Below are 16,338 nucleotides of genomic sequence, written 5' to 3' on the forward strand. Positions count from 1 at the left end.
CTAAACGCCAATTATTTCAATAAATTCGCTGTTGCACTGCTTTAGTGTTGTTACTGATAGCGTCTGTTAAGACATGAAGAATATTGACCAGCTCCTTGGGGCCATTTTGCCCGCCGATAGTATCAAAACCCGACTGATAGACCGCTTAGCCGCCGCAGCCGATGCCAGCTTTTACCAACTCATTCCCCAGGCGGTAGTATTGCCGGCTACTGAGGATGAGGTGCGCCAGCTGTTCCATTTTTCGGCGCAACACCGCATGCCTTTGGTGTTCAGGGCGGGTGGCACCAGTTTGTCGGGGCAGGCTATTACCGATGGCCTGCTGGTTGATGTGAGCCGGTACTGGCGCAGCGTGCGGATTGAAGACGGCGGCAAGCGTGTGCGCGTACAACCTGGCGTAACAGGGGGCCTGGTAAACAAGGTGCTAAAACCCCACGGGCGCAAGATTGGACCAGACCCTGCAAGTATAGACGCGGCCATGATGGGCGGCATTCTCTCCAACAACGCCAGCGGCATGTGTTGTGGTGTGCGCGATAACGCCTACCATACCATGGCTTCTATCAAGTTTATGCTGCCTACCGGGCAATCATTTAACACGGCGCTGCCTGAGGACCACGAACGCTTTCGCCGTGAGTGCGGGGCGCTTTACCACCAGCTGCTATTATGGCGCGATCAGATTGCTGCCGATACGGAGCTGCAAAACCGCATTCGCCGTAAATACCGTTTAAAAAACACGGTGGGCTATGCCCTCAACGCATTTATAGATCACCAGGAACCACTGGATATCCTGGCGCATTTAATGATTGGTGCCGAAGGTACACTGGGCTTTATTGCCGAAGCCGTGCTCAACACCATTCCAGATCAGCCGCATAAAGCCACGGGCGTTTGTTTCTTCCGCGATATTGAACACGCTTGTAGTGCTATTGTTCCGCTGACTAACGCCGGGGCTGCCGCCATTGAACTGATGGACCGCCCTGCCCTGCGTTCGGTAGAACATCAGGCCGGTGTGCCACCGCAAATAGCTACCCTGCCTGATGGCGCGGCTGCCCTGCTGGTAGAGTTTCAGCAGGATACACCTGAAAGTCTTAAAGCACTGGTTGAAAAGTTTGAAGAACTGTTGCCACAACTCGACCTGCTTCATCCAGCCAACCTTACTACCGATGCCTACGAAATTGCCGCGCTGTGGAAAATCCGCAAAGGCATGTTCCCTTCGGTTGGTGCGGTGCGCAAAAGCGGCACGAGTGTGATACTGGAAGATATTGCTTTCCCGCCCGAGCGCTTAGGTCCGGCTATTACAGACCTGCAGCGCCTACTGGCTAATCACGGTTATACCAATGCCATTATCTTCGGTCATGCCCGCGAGGGGAATATTCACTTTGTGGTTACACAAACACTGGATACCCCATCTGAAGTTGCCCGCTACAAAGCGATGATGGATGAAGTGGTTGCCCTGGTACTGGAGCGCTATGATGGTTCTTTAAAGGCCGAGCATGGCACCGGCCGCAACATGGCGCCATTTGTGGAGGCCGAGTGGGGCACCGAGGCTTACCGCATTATGGCATCGCTCAAAGAGCTGGCCGACCCGGACGGCTTGCTGAACCCGGGCGTAATCATCAACCCAGATCCAGAAGCTCACCTGCACAACCTGAAACGCCTTGACCCGATAGAGCCCGAAGCCGACCGCTGTATTGAATGTGGCTTTTGCGAACACCGTTGCCCTAGTCGCGATTTAACGCTTACCCCGCGCCAGCGCATTGTGATCCGCCGGGCGCTGAGCCGTTATGAACGGGAGGGCGATCGCAAAGCTTATGATGAGCTGACGCAACAATATCAGTATGACGGCCTGGATACCTGTGCGGTAGACGGCATGTGCGCCACCACCTGCCCGGTTGATATCAATACCGGCGATTTGGTAAAACGTCTGCGTGCCCGCAAGAACAGTCGTTTCTCGCAATGGGTGGCTTTGCGTGCGGCCAAACAATTTAAAGTAACAACAGCGCTGGTGCGTACGGGGGTAACCTCAGGGCATCTGGCTGGTAAAATATTGGGCGGTAAAAATCTGGAGAGCATGACCAGCAGCCTGCATAAACTATGGTCGGCCATACCGGTGTGGAACCGTCGGTTAACGCCGGCATCCGGCAATATCAAATTGGTGGCGCAACCTGTAAACATGCGTGGTGAGGTGATCTTCTTTCCATCATGTATCGGTCGGGTAATGGGTACACCGGGCGAAGACCTGTCGGCAACTTTTGTCCGGCTATCAGAAAAAGCCGGTTATCAAGTATTAATCCCCAATCAGCATGATTCACTTTGCTGCGGGCAGGCATTCGGCTCTAAAGGTTACCCGGAAGCCTCGGCCTATAAAGCAAATCAAGCCATCAGTAAATTATATGAGATCAGCAAAAACGGCGAAGTACCCGTTGTGCTTGATGTAAGCTCATGCACCTACACCCTGCGCCACTGCCGCGCTACACTTAATGACGAGAACCGCGAGCGCTATGACAAACTGGTTTTTCTGGATAGCACCGAGTACCTGCAACGCTATATTTTACCACATGGCGGCCCCATTAAAAAAGCCGAGCGCGTGGTACTGCACCCGGTTTGTGCATCAGTAAAAATGGGACAGGATGGTTTACTGGCCAAAGTGGCCGCCCAACTGGCCGATGAAGTCATCGTACCGCCAAACTCTGGTTGCTGCGGCATGGCTGGCGATCGTGGCTTTTTGTTCCCTGAACTGACGCACAGCGCCACTACTAAAGAGGCTGCCGATGTACCTCAGGGCTGTAGCGGTTATTACTCCACTTCCAGACCATGCGAGTTGGCGTTATCAGACGCTACCGGGCAGGATTATCAGTCTATTTTGTTTTTGGCAGAGAAGTGTTTGGGTACGAAGGGATAGGCAAAACTGCCCGACTATTTTGGCCTTCACGCCCTTCGACGGGGCTCAGGATGACACCCATCTTTTTATCAATCGTGTCATGCTGAGGAACGAAGCATCTCTGAGGACAAACAGTTAGGACTGTCCTCAGAGATACTTCGCTATCGCTCAGTATGACATGTTTTCTAGTTCAGCTCCTTGATCTTAATATTTCGATAAGACACCGTATTACCGTGATCCTGTAGCAGGATATGCCCTTGCGGCGCTATGCCGAAGTTCTCCCATTTTTGAAATTTGCTGATAGCCACCAGGTCTTCAAACTTTTTTGAACCTCTTTCATACTCCAGTACTTTAACACCGTTAAGCCAGTGTTCTACATGGTTATTTGGATAAACGCGGATCTCGCCGGTGTTCCACTCGCCAATCGGTTTGATGACTGAGGCTGGTTTGTTGGATGGGATGAGATCATAGAGCGAGGCCAGTTTGCGGTCGCCGTCACGGCCCAGTTTGGCGTCGGGGTGGCGCTCATCGTCCAATACCTGATATTCCAGACCGATGCCGGAGAGCTCGGTCTTTTCTTTCTCGGTTACAAAATATTTAACGCCGCTGTTGGCCCCTTCAGTGAGCTTAAAATCAAACTTGAGGATAAAAGCTTTGTACTCTTTCCGGGTAACAATATCGCCGCCCAGGCCTTCCTCGTGCCCGTTAGACGCCTGGATGGTGAGGATGCCGTTCTTTATAGTCCAGCCTTTAGCCGGGAACTGATCTTTAAAGATGCCACGCCAGCCGTTGCCGGTTTTGCCGTCCCACAACATTTTAAAGCCCTCGGTTTTTTCCTGTTTGGTTAAGATATTGGGTTGTTGCGCATTGGCAGCACCTATGCCCGATGCAGCCAGCAGCAAAGCCAGCGTTAACGACCTGGTAATTTTCATGATAGCAGTTAAAGTTTTTGGTTTATAAATGGTTGCGCGGCTGTCCGGCATCGACCCTAATTTCTAATTAAATTATGAGAATGACGAAAGCGATTTAATAAAATCTAAGATACTGATTTCTGCATCCCAGTGGTTCTGCTCATGGCCCTGCGCTTTGTAAAGAATCTGAGATAAAGCAGATAATCAGGCATTCAGCTCAATCCCCCTACCCTTATTTTGCTACTTTTGGCCAACCATGACCAATAATAGATTACCTAAATTAATGAGCAGCCTGTTCTGCAAAACAGCTGTTTTTTGCGCCGCATCGCTGTTGGCCCTTGCTACAATGGCCTTAAAGCCCGATGATTCATCTACCGGCAAAATACCAACTGCCGACCAGGTAGGCGCCGACAAATTACCGGATGCTATTGCCCCGGTAAAGGCCCCCTTCCCGATGCCTGTTTTTAAGAAACCGGTATTCCCAAAGTTTTCTTTAAACATTGCCGACAGAGGCGCTAAGAAAGATGCCATTACCACCAAAGAGATTCAGGCGACGATTGACGAGGTGAGCAAACGCGGTGGCGGTACAGTTATCATCCCCGCAGGGGCCTGGAAAACCGGACGCATTGCGCTGAAAAGCAACGTTAACCTGCACCTGGATGAGGGCGCTGAATTACAGTTTAGTGCCGATGTGGAAGATTACCGGCCAGCAGTTTTTTCGCTGAGCGAGGGCGTGGAAGTAATGTCGTTAGGCGCCATGATCTACGCGAACGAACAACAGAACATTGCCGTAACCGGCAAAGGCAAAATTATTGGCCCCGGCGATGGTACGGTTAAAAGACAAGTAATGAAAGGCGGTGTGGTAGAGAACGTAGTGTCTGCCAATAAGCCTGTGGCCGAGCGTGTTTATGAAGGCTACAACGGCAGCCCTATCTTTTTGCCGATGTGTATCTCACCTATTAACTGCAAAAATGTTTATATAGAGGGTGTTACCATTAACAATACCCTGTTCTGGAATATTGTACCGATTTATTGTGATGGCGTGATTATTCGCGGTATAACGGTAAACTCTACCGGCAATGGCCGCACGGATGGTATAGACGTGCAATCATCGCGCAACGTACTGGTAGAATATTGTACCCTAAGCAACGGCGACGATTGCTTTACCATTAAAGGTGGCCGTAATGAAGACGGGATGCGCGTAAACAGGCCTTGCGAGAACATTGTGGTGCGCTATTGCCTGTCAAAAAAAGGCGTGGGCGCCGTTACCTGTGGCAGCGAAACAGCCGGTATGATCAGAAACCTGTATGTGCACGATTGTGTGTTTAATGGCACCAGCGTAGGCATGTCATTCAAAACCCGCAGACCACGTGGTGGCGGCGGCGATAACCTGATCTACGAGCGCATTCGTTTAAATGTACCCGGCGACGCCTTCCGCTTTGATATGCTGGGTGGCCGTGCTTATGTAGGTGAGCTGGCAGATCGCCTGCCGGTGCGCCCGATCAATAAGCTGACACCGGTTTACCGCAACATCACCGCTAAAGATATTGTGGTAGATAATGCCAACTATTTCCTGAACATTAAAGGTATCCCAGAATCGCCGGTAACAAACTTGAAGGTGGAGAACGTGGAGATCAACTGTAAATCGCTCATCAAGGCCAGTGACTTGACCAACGTATTGATTAAAAACACCACCGTGCACACTAAAGACACGCTCATTACCGTGCTTGATGGCCGCAACATTACTTTTGATCATGTAAAAATTGATAACCCCAACAAGCAGGTAACCACCCTGGTTGACGGTCCGCAGGCAGATAACATTCGCTTTATTGATTGTACGCCGGCTAAACCGAAAAACTGGGCACAAGCCAGCTGGCTTAAGAAATAATTCTGAACCAGGATTTTAAGATTTTTAGAATTTACGGAATAGCGTGTTCCGGATCAGATCTATAGAGCCACAAATTTGTGGCTCTTTTTTTTATACTTCGCTACCGCTGTATGACAAATAGCTATAAAAATCATCAGCGTTAATAGTTATCTATTTTATCACCCTAAAACTCATCAAATTGACTTTTAAGTGAGCAAAACGGTAAAACCATTCGCTGTATCTCGTGTTTAGGGAGCATGAATGATCAAAATACAGCGCAAAATACCTTCCGTTATTCAGACAAGGCCCTGGAAAACTTTAAGCAACTGATCTTATCAAAAATTGCGGCCGCCAGGCAGGATATGGAATCGCTGCTGGCATCGGTAAGCAATAGCGAAAACGGTGGTAGCGATGATGGCGGTGCCTACCAATCGCTGGAAGATGGCTCGGCTACGCTGGAAAAAGAAACCATGTACCAAATGGCTGCCCGTCAAAAACAATTCATTAACCAACTGGAGGCTGCACTTGGGCGCATTGAAAATAAAACCTATGGCATTTGCCGTGTAACTGGCAACCTTATACCTAAAGAACGCCTGATGGCCGTGCCGCACACCACGCTAAGCATGGAAGCCAAGCAAAAGCAATAAATTGATTGCCGTTAGCTTTAGTCGACGGATTATGACACAACATCATATAAATGGCTTTAGTCTAACCATCAAGCGTTGGGGGCTAAAGCCTTTATATTGTCACCACATGGCCGCCCCATAAATGAGGCGGCCATGAATTTTGACGAAAACCAATCTGCAAAACCGCTATCTTAGACAACAGCAGCAACAAACACATGTTTACCTTAGAGCAACTAAAAGCGGCACACGCCAAAGTAAAAAGCGGAGCAGACTTTCCGCGCTACATTCAAGAAATTAAGGCATTAGGACTGATCACCTACGTTTATAACCTTGCCGATGGTTCTACCACCTATTACGGTGCAAATGGCCACCAGGTGAGTGCCCCAGCCATCTACCCGCCCAAAACTATCAATTCAGAAGCCCTGGCAGATCAGCTTCGCTATACCATCGCCATTCATCAGCAGGGACAAACTGATTTCCTTACCTTCTGCACCCAGGCCGCAGCGTCTGGGGTGAAACAATGGGTAATTGATACGGTACAGATGGCCTGTATTTATCAAGATGTTAACGGTAATAACATGGTGATTGAGCCAATACCGGAAGAGGATTATATTTAACAGAAAAACCATTGCTCGTAAGCAATGGCTTTTCTGTTAATAAAAAGACTGTCATCTCGACCAACGGGAGAGATCTTTTCAGAGCGATAAGACGGGATGCAAAAATCGAAAAGATCCCTCCCGCTCCTCGCAATGACAAGTTTGGTTTAGTAATCCTATCCCCTAAAACACCAGTTGCGCCGGGAAATAATACCCGGTATAACTCAGATCTTTTTTCAAAGCGCCGGTAGCGGCATCATAAAAGTTCAGATCATCAACAGCGTAATTGGTGCCAAAGCCCGATTTTACCGTGGTTACCAATACCTGATTCTTAACAGGGTCAAAACCAACGCCTGAACCATACAACTCTTTGCCTGCATCAATAGTGATAAACGGATTGGTGAACGACGAGGCATTGCCATCGGTATATTTATAAATAGTAGTAGCACCGCTAAAAGAACCATTTTTGGCAAGATAGATAGCATTCTCTTTGGTAGACGCTGCGATAGAACCCGGGTGCCATGCTGCCCATGAACCATAAACGGTAAACGGAACCGTGATGGTAGTAACGTTAGCTGTAGCCGGATCGATCTTTAATAATGACGTACCTCCTGCTGCCCAGACCGAGCCATCTGGCGTGCGGGCAAAACCTACCAGGATACCTGCTACAGTTTTTACTACCGAGTAATCGGCGGCATTTAATACAACCAGCCCTTGCGTAGCCGAAATAACGAAAAGGTAGTTACCGGCTTTAACAATATCGCCAATCTGGCCTGATATAGTGCTGATCTTGGTGCCCACGGTCATGCTGCTCAAATCCAACGGATAGATACCTGAACCTGATGTAACGAGTGCGTGCGTGTTATCCAACCCCACAAAAGCGCGCCAGTCTGATGTTGATGCAGCCGCTACACGACCGGTTTCTTTCAAACTATAACGATCCATAGCTACCAGCGGACCATGCGCTTTGGTCAACAGGTAAATCTTATCGTTAAACACGGTTGCAAACTCCACAGTTGAGGTAGCCGGGTTCAGATCTTTATCAGGGTTCTCTTTGGTAAACACGCTATCTTCTTTCGTGCCGGTATCATAACGATAAAAACTCAGCGAGCCGGTACCGTGCCCAAACCAGCCCTCGTTGGCTATGAAGAAACCGTTTTCATATTTTCCGTAAACGTGGATGGTGTATTTACTGGTGGTGGTGCCGCCGGCATTGGTAGCTGCAAAATTAATCTGCACATCGCCGCGGGTATCAGGAGTATAGGTAAAAGTAGAGTCGGTGCCTTTTTGGGTGCCGTTGACGGTCCAGCTATAGGTTACGCCGGTTTTGGCAGCCAGCTTTGGGTGCAGGGTGATGGCTTTGCCTACGGTTGCGGTGTCCAGTCCGTTCTTGGTTAGCGTAACAGCGGGTTTGTCAGGCAACAGGTCCTGATTTTTCTTACAGGCTGCTGCGGTCATCAATATCAGGGCTGATAAAAAGATGGCGGCCTTGTTGTTGTTCAATTGTTTCATGTTTAATAATATATGTGTTTGATTATTTCTTCAATAAGCTCAGATCGGCAGCGCCCGTAAACTCGGTTGATTGCTCGCCCAACCAGCCCATGTTGGCCAGTATGCCGGTTTGCACTTTTATAAAGTCGATACCTTTCAGATTGGCCTTGTTGCCCTTTGCGTCAATAGCAGTGGCGATGTCTATCTGGTCGCCCCCTGCGCTGTTATCGCCATAGCCATAATCAAAAGAGGCACTGGTAATAAAGCTGGGGTTACTCATATTGATATTAGTTGACGGCAGCAGCGTGCCGGTGTAAGTAACCGTATTGCTTTTGATGCCTTTGGGATAATAGGCCTGTGTATGGAACACGTTGGTTTGCACCACGCCGGTTTTACCCTGATTGTCTTTCCACGGCACGCTGCAGGTATCGCAAGCCGGGCGGGTGTAGGTAACGCTGTAGTTGCGGATGTAGCCGGGTTTAAAATAGGCGCTGCCCTGTATCTCGTACCAGGTATCATCAGCCTTGCCGTTGCCGTTGGTGTCTTGCATCACCCAGATCACAGCGGGCTCGGCAAATGAGGCAAAGGCATTACCGTAAACAATAAAGTCGGCCTGGCCGTCGCGGTCCATTACGGTGTGGTCAAAGCCAACAGTAATATAACCGCCCCAGGCGCCCAGGCTTACCAGTCCCTGGATAGTTTTTAGGGTACCGGTGGCGGCGGTGGTATCAGAAATTGTGGTGTTGACGAATTGTCCTGGTGCCGGGTTAAACTCAATCAGTTGCGTTACATAGGCGTTGCTTTGGGCCGTGGTTGGGCGAATGGTAGATAAAGCGGCGTCATCAGCCTTATCTTTTTTACAGGCTGCAAAAAGGCTGGCTGCTAATACGATAGCGAGTAAGGCATTAAGTTGATGTGTTTTCATGATTGTATGTGGGGTTAATGGATAAATGCGCTGGGGTGGAAATAGCTTGGGCGGGAAATAAAGACGGGAAGGCCGGTACCGCGCGGAGTTTGCGCAGCAGCAAGTGACCGCCGTTGGGTAACGACGGCAAACAAGAAAGATGCAGACAGTAAACGCCACAGCGTTTAGCCAGTACCAATGATTTCATGCGTGTTGTGAGTTTGTGCCCACAGCAAACAGAAAGACATCACTAAAAAATGATAATACACTACGGTATGCTCATTCCAGCTTCAATCCCCGAAAGCTATGAATTATAGTGCTGTGGCAGGTCTTCTGACTTGCTTCCCCTCGGCCCGGTCTTCCCGCCGCCTTTCGGCAACAGTGACCATTATTGAATGGGCCTTGGTTTTTTAGAAGCTTACAGCTGCGGGACAGTTCCGGATTCTCACCGGATTCCCTTTTAATCCCGATCGTGAGTTCGGGAACCAAAAGCGCTGCAAAGGTAGGGTATTTGGGGATGAAATGGAAGTAGATATGTATAACCCATAATTGCCAGCTTTGTCATGCTGAGGAACGAAGCATCTCTGAGGACCATCCTATTTGCTCATCCACAGAGATACTTCGCTATCGCTCAGTATGACAAGTTAAAAAAGGATGTCATGCTGAGCCCCGTCGAAGCACGGTGGGAGGGCCTCTCCGCGCAAGTCTTCGACAAGCTCAGACTGACAGCCCTCTCGTTTGTCATTTCACTTTTATAGTCCACTGCTGGGATTCTAATATTCAGTATGACATATTCACTTGAGCTTCAATCAATCTCCTTTCTTATTAACTAACCTTAAACCCGCTGTAAACAGCGCCTTTATTTATTGTTGTGATGTTAAATATTTATTCAACCAACCTTAACATAGCACATGTTTTTACAAGCTAATGACGGAGACACACGCACTACATCAACAAGCTAATAATCAATTATTTAATCAAATAATTTACACTTATTAAACACTAACTGAACGCTTATTTTTCAATTGTTTAATATTAGCCTATACTGATTAATGATTAATTAATTCAGGCTTCGCATTATCTAAAAACGGCTACTCTACTTTTAAAACTATCAAACATTCTGTTCTTACACCGGGGCAAAAAGCAATAAAAAGCCAGACCCGGTTCGGTTAGAAAATTGATTTGTTTTAATCCATTTCATGCAGAAAATTCTGTTTATCACAGGCTCCCTCAACCAGACCTCTCAGATGCACCAGATTGCCGATGAGTTGCCTGAGTACGACTGCTGGTTTAGCCAGCTTTTCACCGATTCGCCGGTAGTAAATAAGCTTATCCGCCGCACATCGCTGTTAAACAGCACCATATTGGCGGGCAATTTCAAGCTTAATTCAGAGCGTTACCTGCGCAAGCATGGCCTGCAAATTGACTATGCCGCCCGTCGTAATGATTATGATCTGATAGTCTACTGCAGCGATATGATCATCCCGCCCCGCATGCGCGACACCAAGACCATCTGGGTGCAGGAAGGCATGACCGACCGCTACACGCCCGTAAGCCATATTGTAAAAGCTACCGGGTTACCATCATTCTTAACCGGTAATACCTCGCTCAACGGCTCATCCAACATTTGCGATGTGTACTGCGCGGCCTCTAATGGTTATAAAGACTATTTCGCCAAAAACGGTACAGACCGCCGCAAGATTGCCGTGACCGGCATGCCTAACTATGATAACGTTGCCCAGTTTCTGAATAACGATTTCCCTCACCGCGACTATGTAATGGTAGCCACTACCGATATGCGCGAGACCTACCGCTATGAAAACCGCCCCGCCTTTATTAAAGAAGCGGTGAAAATTGCTGGCGGCAGGCAACTGCTGTTCAAGCTGCACCCAAACGAAGTGGTAGATCGTGCGGTAGCCGAGATCAAAAAACACGCTCCGGCTGGTACACTTATTTATAGCAGCGGCAACACCAACCACATGATTGCCAATTGCAGCGAGCTGATTACGCAATACTCAACCGTTGTTTATACCGGCATCATTCTGGGCAAAAAAGTGCACTCGTGGTTTGATGTCAATCAGCTTAACCGGCTGGCGCCACTGCAAAACGGCGGACAATCGGCCCGAAACATTGCCAGCGTGTGCCGCGCATTTATGATGCACAAGGGCAACAAGCAAAGCTTTAATCCAAGTGCCGCACTACAACAATACAACAACCTACCGCTGCCAGAAGAAGAAATGCTGATGGTAAGCTGAAAAACATAAAGTTATGCCTAAAAAAATTGTAATAGTGGTTCAGGCGCGCATGTCGTCAAGCCGTTTGCCGGGGAAGGTGATGATGCCTGTTCTGGGTAAAAGCCTGCTGGCGCAAATGGTAAGACGTTTGCTGATGATCCGCCATACGGCAACCGTGGTTATTGCCACCTCGCAGGAAGCCGAAGACGATATTATTGAACAGGAGGCCCACAAGCTGAAGGTTGCCTGCTACCGTGGCAGCCTGGATAATTTGCTGGACCGCCACTACGAGGTAGGTGAACTTTACAATGCCGAACTGGTGGTAAAGATCCCGTCAGACTGCCCGCTGATTGATCCGCGCATTATTGATCAGACGCTGAGCTACTACTTTGATCACAAGAACCAGTTCGATTATGTGAGCAACCTGCATCCGGCTACCTGGCCCGACGGTAATGATGTGGAAGTAATGACCATGGACTGCCTCAATAACGCCTGGGAAAACGCTACCCGCCAGCTGGAGCTAGAGCATACCACGCCATACATCTGGGAAAACCCTGACAAGTTCCGCATTGGTAACCTGACCTGGGAAACTGGCCTGGACTACTCCATGTCGCACCGTTTCACCATTGATTACGAGGCCGACTATCAATTCGTCAAACGTGTTTTTGAAGAACTGTATCCAAAGGCAGAGGATTTCTCTTGTCAGGATATCCTCGATCTGTTAGAACGCAAACCCGAGATCTACGAACTGAACAGCCAATACGCCGGCGTGAACTGGTACCGCCATCACCTTGACGAACTCAGAACCGTTGGTACAGACCAAACCAAAGATGCCCCTGAAACCGCTATTGAACTTATTTAAACTGAATGGACTCAACTCAAAACTATAATCCGGAACAACTAACGGCTACCGCATTTAAGGTGCGCGAGCATATCATCCGCATGTCTACAGATGGCGGTTGTTTTATTGGCGCTTCGCTCTCTGCGGTAGACCTGATTGTTTACCTGTACAACAACTTTTTAAACATCACGGCAGATAACCTGGACGACGAGAACCGCGATTACCTGTTCCTCTCTAAAGGACATGACGTGCCTGCGCTGTACGGCACACTGGCAGAGCTGGGCATTCTGGAAACGGAGCGCTTGCAAAACCACCTGTCTATCAACGATCATATCTACTGGCATCCCAACACCAAAATTCCGGGCATCGAGTTTCATTCGGGCTCATTGGGTCACCTGCCGTCGGTAGCTATTGGCGTGGCTATGGATATCAAACTGCGTGGCGGCAACAACAAAGTGATCTGCATTTTAGGAGACGGCGAGTTGAACGAGGGCACCTGCTGGGAAGCCATGCTGGTAGCCAACGCTTATAAACTTGACAACCTGATTTTTGTGGTTGACCGTAACCAGTTCCAGGCCAACATCCGTACCGAAGAACTCATTCCGCTGGAACCACTGGCCGATAAATTTGCTGCCTTCGGCGCCGCCGTTAAACGTATAGACGGGCACAACTTTGATGCCCTGCACGAGGCTTTCAGCGCCTACCCTTTCCACCCGGGCAAACCCAACGTGGTCATTGCCGATACCATGCGTGGCAAAGGTCTACCCAGTATACAAGAACGTGCCGACCGCTGGTTCTGCAATTTTTCTGGTGATGAGATCGATCAATTACTGCTCGAACTGCATGGCAACCATACTACCCAACTGACATCTGAAACTTTAATCGTTCGTTAATGATGAATTACGAAGCACTACTTACCGAAACCGCCTGGGCCGATGACCGCTTTGTGGTGATGACCGCAGAGAACCGCGCCCTGGTGCGTAACATGCCTGCCACACTGGGCAACCGCTTTATTGATACCGGTATAACCGAGCAAACCATGATTGGCGCTGCCGCTGGTCTGGCACTGCGCGGCCGCACGCCGGTTATTCATGCCCTGGCTGCCTTTTTAACCATGCGTGCGTATGAGTTTGTACGTACCGATCTGGGTATTGCCAACCTGCCAGGCAAACTGAGCGGTTTTATCCCCGGCTTTCTTTCAGATGCTAACGGCCCCACGCACCAGGCTATTGAAGATGTAGCCATTATGCGCGGCATCCCTAATATGACGGTGTTTGCCCCTGCTGATGAAGACGACCTGCTGAAAATGATGCCTGCCATCTGGGCATCACCTAATCCGGCTTATACCCGTATCAACACCCGCAAAACCAATTACGTGCACGCCCCATTTGAGCTGGGCAAAGCCGAAGTGGTTTCAAACGGTAAAGACGTAACCATCCTTACCTACGGACTAATGTTTGAGCAGGCCATGATTGCCGCTGAAATACTGGAAGCCGAAGGCCTGTTGGTTGGCGTAGTGAACATGCGCAGCCTGAAACCGGTAGACGAAAATGCCATCCTGAATGCTGCCGCCAGCGACCTGGTAGTAACCCTGGAAGATCATTTTGTAACCGGCGGCCTGTACAGCATCGTTGCCGAAACTTTATTAAAACACCGCACTACCGCCAACGTGCTACCGATAGCGCTGAACGAAAAATGGTTCCGCCCGGCACTGCTGCCTGATGTGTTGCAGTATGAAGGCTTTACCGGCAAACAGATTGCCGAGCGCATACTGGGCTACCAAACCGCAGGCGATCAGCCACTCATTTTAGCTAATGAATTTGCAGAATAATTGATTAAGACCACCATGTCAAACACCATCAACCTGAACAATGATTACCCGGTAATTACCGAGTCAGACAAATTATATGAGCGCGCCCTGAAGGTGCAAAAACCGGTTACCCAAACCCTGGCTAAAGGCCCGGGCCAGTTTACCAAAGGCGTTGCTCCAAAGTATATTACCAAAGGCCAGGGCAGCCACGTGTGGGATGCCGACGGCAACGAGTATATTGACTACAACGCGGCTATCGGCCCGGTTTCTCTGGGTTATTGCTACCCTGCGGTAGACGAGGCCATCACCGAACAGCTGAAAAGCGGTATCACCTTCTCTCTAATGCACCCGCTGGAAGTTGAAGTTGCTGAACTGATTAGCCAGGTGATCCCAAATGCCGAGGCCGTAAAAATCTCTAAAACCGGTGCCGATGTTTGTTCGGCTGCCATCCGCGTAGCGCGTGCCTTTACCGGCAGAGATAAAGTGTTTTGCTGCGGCTATCACGGCTGGCACGATTGGTATATCGGTATCACCAGTCGCAACGCGGGTATTCCTGAAGCTATTCAGGAGATGACCTATACTTTCCAGTATAACGATATCGAATCTATCAAAGCTGCGCTGGACGAAACCGTTGCCGCGCTGATATTGGAGCCATTCATCTTTGAGGCGCCCAAACCTGGCTTCCTGCATGAACTGGCTGAGGCTTGTCGCGAAAATGGCACCCTGCTGATTTTTGACGAAATGTGGACCGGCTTCCGCATTGCCCTGGGTGGCGCGCAAGAGTACTTCGGCGTACAGGCCGACTTAGCCGTATTCTCTAAAGCCTGCGCCAATGGCATGCCTATCGCGCTGTTGACTGGTCGTGCTGATGTAATGGAACTGTTCAATTCAGAAGTATTCAGCTACACCACTTTTGGCGGCGAGGCCCTTTCGCTGGCGGCTTGTATGGCTACCATCAAAGAGCTGCGCGATAAAGACGTACCAACTTACCTTGATCTGAAAGGCGATCTGTTAAAACACGGTTACAACACCCTGGCTATTGAACTGGGCATGGATAAATATACCCGCTGCGTAGGCTACAACTGCCGCAGCATGGTAACCTTTACCCCTGATGCCGGCAACGGACTGGAAGTAAAAGCGCTGATGCAGCAGGAGATGATTAAGCGCGGCATTCTGTGGGCCGGTTTCCACAACATGTGCTTCAGCCATACTGACGAGGATATCGACTATACGCTGGAGGCCTATCGCGCCGTGCTGCCAATTGTAAAAGAGGCCATTGAAAGCGGCGATGTAAAAAGCTACCTGAAAGGCGAAGTATTGGAGGCCGTCTTCCGCAAGGTGGATAACTATAACATTAAACCTAAAGCTGCTGCGCTGTAATGGAGCTCTTCTCTTTAAAAGGCAAAACAGCGGTAGTAACGGGCGCAACCGGACTGATCGGTCGCAAGCATTGCGAGGCCCTGGCCATGGCCGGCGCCAACGTAGTAGCCACCGACGTTAACGAACAAGGCGTTACCGCGCTGGCTGCCCAACTGGGTGAGCAACACCTGGGCCTGGCAATGGATGTAACCAAAAAAGACTCTGTAAGCGCCGCTCTGGAACAGGTTTTAAGTCGTTACAGATCGGTAGACATACTGGTAAACAACGCTGCCATTAATGACATGTTCGAGAAACCGGCAATGGCCAAAGAGCTGTCGGCATTTGAGAACTATCCGCTGGAAGCCTTGCAGCTTTCTATGGATGTAAACATTACCGGCGTGTTTTTGTGCTCGCAGGTGTTCGGCACCAAAATGGCCGAAAAAGGCAGCGGCAGCATCATCAACGTGGCATCCACCTACGGCATGGTGGGGCCAGATCAATCTATTTACATCGATGAGAACGGCGAGCAGGGTTTCTATAAATCTGCCGCCTACCCTATCACCAAGGGCGCTGTCATCAACTTTACCCGTTTCCTGGCGGCCTACTGGGGCAACAAGGGGGTGCGGGTAAACACGCTCTCGCCGGGCGGTGTAGAGAATGGACAAACCGCTCATTTCAACAAACAATATTCAGCTAAAACTTTACTGGGCCGCATGGCCAACGCTACTGATTACCAGGGTGCCTTAATCTTCCTTGCCAGCGATGCATCGGCCTATATGACCGGCGCTAACCTGGTGGTAGATGGCGGCTGGACAGCAATTTGA

Annotated in this window: 14 protein-coding genes and 1 riboswitch; of the genes, 10 read left to right on the plus strand and 4 right to left on the minus strand. The window is 49.6% G+C overall.

Annotated elements, in window-relative coordinates; all coding sequences use genetic code 11:
* The first annotated feature begins 73 nt into the window (after window positions 1–73).
* A complete protein-coding gene (locus ABZR88_RS15005) occupies window positions 74–2,896 on the plus strand; it encodes an FAD-binding and (Fe-S)-binding domain-containing protein (RefSeq protein WP_107826554.1) in 2,823 nt (940 codons plus the stop codon).
* A gap of 164 nt (window positions 2,897–3,060) precedes the next feature.
* On the opposite strand, the gene ABZR88_RS15010 is transcribed toward ABZR88_RS15005, so the two are convergent.
* Entirely contained in the window at window positions 3,061–3,807 is a 747-nt protein-coding gene (locus ABZR88_RS15010; protein ID WP_107827094.1) for a DUF1080 domain-containing protein, read from the minus strand.
* A gap of 235 nt (window positions 3,808–4,042) precedes the next feature.
* Here ABZR88_RS15010 and ABZR88_RS15015 point away from each other — a divergent pair, with 235 nt between their 5' ends.
* From ABZR88_RS15015 to ABZR88_RS15025, 3 genes are all read left to right on the plus strand, one after another.
* Window positions 4,043–5,674: a glycoside hydrolase family 28 protein gene (locus ABZR88_RS15015; protein WP_245916962.1), complete on the plus strand. Its 1,632-nt coding sequence runs from the start codon at window positions 4,043–4,045 to the stop codon at window positions 5,672–5,674.
* Window positions 5,675–5,910: 236 nt separating this feature from the next.
* Window positions 5,911–6,300 (plus strand): TraR/DksA C4-type zinc finger protein, encoded by a 390-nt coding sequence (locus tag ABZR88_RS15020; RefSeq protein ID WP_107826552.1) that lies wholly within the window; start codon window positions 5,911–5,913, stop codon window positions 6,298–6,300.
* 194 nt (window positions 6,301–6,494) lie between these two features.
* Window positions 6,495–6,896, plus strand: coding sequence for a DUF1398 domain-containing protein (locus ABZR88_RS15025; RefSeq protein ID WP_107826551.1), 402 nt, complete (start codon window positions 6,495–6,497; stop codon window positions 6,894–6,896).
* 162 nt (window positions 6,897–7,058) lie between these two features.
* Here ABZR88_RS15025 and ABZR88_RS15030 read toward each other — a convergent pair whose 3' ends face one another.
* From ABZR88_RS15030 to ABZR88_RS15040, 3 genes are read right to left on the minus strand one after another with little or no spacing between them, the layout of a single operon-like run.
* Window positions 7,059–8,387, minus strand: a complete 1,329-nt coding sequence (locus ABZR88_RS15030) for a DUF5074 domain-containing protein (RefSeq protein ID WP_107826550.1) — start codon at window positions 8,385–8,387, stop codon at window positions 7,059–7,061.
* A gap of 22 nt (window positions 8,388–8,409) precedes the next feature.
* Window positions 8,410–9,291 (minus strand): cell surface protein, encoded by an 882-nt coding sequence (locus ABZR88_RS15035; protein WP_107826549.1) that lies wholly within the window; start codon window positions 9,289–9,291, stop codon window positions 8,410–8,412.
* Complete coding sequence (locus tag ABZR88_RS15040; protein ID WP_107826548.1) at window positions 9,272–9,478, minus strand: hypothetical protein; 207 nt, start codon at window positions 9,476–9,478, stop codon at window positions 9,272–9,274. The genes ABZR88_RS15035 and ABZR88_RS15040 overlap by 20 nt, the downstream gene beginning before the upstream one ends.
* A 97-nt stretch (window positions 9,479–9,575) precedes the next feature.
* A riboswitch (cobalamin riboswitch) is annotated at window positions 9,576–9,775 on the minus strand.
* A gap of 694 nt (window positions 9,776–10,469) precedes the next feature.
* Between ABZR88_RS15040 and ABZR88_RS15045 the strand changes: the two genes are divergently transcribed.
* The 6 genes from ABZR88_RS15045 to ABZR88_RS15070 are packed head-to-tail and all read left to right on the plus strand — an operon-like array spanning window position 10,470 to window position 16,338.
* Window positions 10,470–11,525, plus strand: a complete 1,056-nt coding sequence (locus ABZR88_RS15045; protein ID WP_211309731.1) for a hypothetical protein — start codon at window positions 10,470–10,472, stop codon at window positions 11,523–11,525.
* 13 nt (window positions 11,526–11,538) lie between these two features.
* Complete coding sequence (locus ABZR88_RS15050; protein WP_107826546.1) at window positions 11,539–12,366, plus strand: glycosyltransferase family protein; 828 nt, start codon at window positions 11,539–11,541, stop codon at window positions 12,364–12,366.
* A gap of 5 nt (window positions 12,367–12,371) precedes the next feature.
* A complete protein-coding gene (locus ABZR88_RS15055; protein WP_107826545.1) occupies window positions 12,372–13,238 on the plus strand; it encodes a transketolase in 867 nt (288 codons plus the stop codon).
* Window positions 13,238–14,176, plus strand: a complete 939-nt coding sequence (locus tag ABZR88_RS15060; protein ID WP_245916961.1) for a transketolase family protein — start codon at window positions 13,238–13,240, stop codon at window positions 14,174–14,176. The genes ABZR88_RS15055 and ABZR88_RS15060 overlap by 1 nt, the downstream gene beginning before the upstream one ends.
* A gap of 15 nt (window positions 14,177–14,191) precedes the next feature.
* Window positions 14,192–15,535, plus strand: a complete 1,344-nt coding sequence (locus tag ABZR88_RS15065; protein ID WP_107827093.1) for an aminotransferase class III-fold pyridoxal phosphate-dependent enzyme — start codon at window positions 14,192–14,194, stop codon at window positions 15,533–15,535.
* On the plus strand, window positions 15,535–16,338 hold the full coding sequence (locus tag ABZR88_RS15070) for an SDR family oxidoreductase (RefSeq protein WP_107826543.1): 804 nt from the start codon (window positions 15,535–15,537) through the stop codon (window positions 16,336–16,338). The genes ABZR88_RS15065 and ABZR88_RS15070 overlap by 1 nt, the downstream gene beginning before the upstream one ends.

Source organism: Mucilaginibacter yixingensis (assembly GCF_041080815.1).
GTDB classification, from domain to species: Bacteria; Bacteroidota; Bacteroidia; order Sphingobacteriales; family Sphingobacteriaceae; genus Mucilaginibacter; species Mucilaginibacter yixingensis.

What these genes read in the sequence shown, in the direction of transcription:
- ABZR88_RS15055 (WP_107826545.1), top strand. Translation starts at nt 12,372, where the DNA reads ATGGACTCAACTCAAAACTATAATCCGGAACAACTAACGGCTACCGCA.
- ABZR88_RS15045 (WP_211309731.1), top strand. Translation starts at nt 10,470, where the DNA reads ATGCAGAAAATTCTGTTTATCACAGGCTCCCTCAACCAGACCTCTCAG.
- ABZR88_RS15035 (WP_107826549.1), bottom strand. Translation starts at nt 9,291, where the DNA reads ATGAAAACACATCAACTTAATGCCTTACTCGCTATCGTATTAGCAGCC.
- ABZR88_RS15065 (WP_107827093.1), top strand. Translation starts at nt 14,192, where the DNA reads ATGTCAAACACCATCAACCTGAACAATGATTACCCGGTAATTACCGAG.
- ABZR88_RS15005 (WP_107826554.1), top strand. Translation starts at nt 74, where the DNA reads ATGAAGAATATTGACCAGCTCCTTGGGGCCATTTTGCCCGCCGATAGT.
- ABZR88_RS15020 (WP_107826552.1), top strand. Translation starts at nt 5,911, where the DNA reads ATGAATGATCAAAATACAGCGCAAAATACCTTCCGTTATTCAGACAAG.
- ABZR88_RS15030 (WP_107826550.1), bottom strand. Translation starts at nt 8,387, where the DNA reads ATGAAACAATTGAACAACAACAAGGCCGCCATCTTTTTATCAGCCCTG.
- ABZR88_RS15060 (WP_245916961.1), top strand. Translation starts at nt 13,238, where the DNA reads ATGATGAATTACGAAGCACTACTTACCGAAACCGCCTGGGCCGATGAC.
- ABZR88_RS15040 (WP_107826548.1), bottom strand. Translation starts at nt 9,478, where the DNA reads ATGAAATCATTGGTACTGGCTAAACGCTGTGGCGTTTACTGTCTGCAT.
- ABZR88_RS15025 (WP_107826551.1), top strand. Translation starts at nt 6,495, where the DNA reads ATGTTTACCTTAGAGCAACTAAAAGCGGCACACGCCAAAGTAAAAAGC.
- ABZR88_RS15015 (WP_245916962.1), top strand. Translation starts at nt 4,043, where the DNA reads ATGACCAATAATAGATTACCTAAATTAATGAGCAGCCTGTTCTGCAAA.
- ABZR88_RS15050 (WP_107826546.1), top strand. Translation starts at nt 11,539, where the DNA reads ATGCCTAAAAAAATTGTAATAGTGGTTCAGGCGCGCATGTCGTCAAGC.
- ABZR88_RS15070 (WP_107826543.1), top strand. Translation starts at nt 15,535, where the DNA reads ATGGAGCTCTTCTCTTTAAAAGGCAAAACAGCGGTAGTAACGGGCGCA.
- ABZR88_RS15010 (WP_107827094.1), bottom strand. Translation starts at nt 3,807, where the DNA reads ATGAAAATTACCAGGTCGTTAACGCTGGCTTTGCTGCTGGCTGCATCG.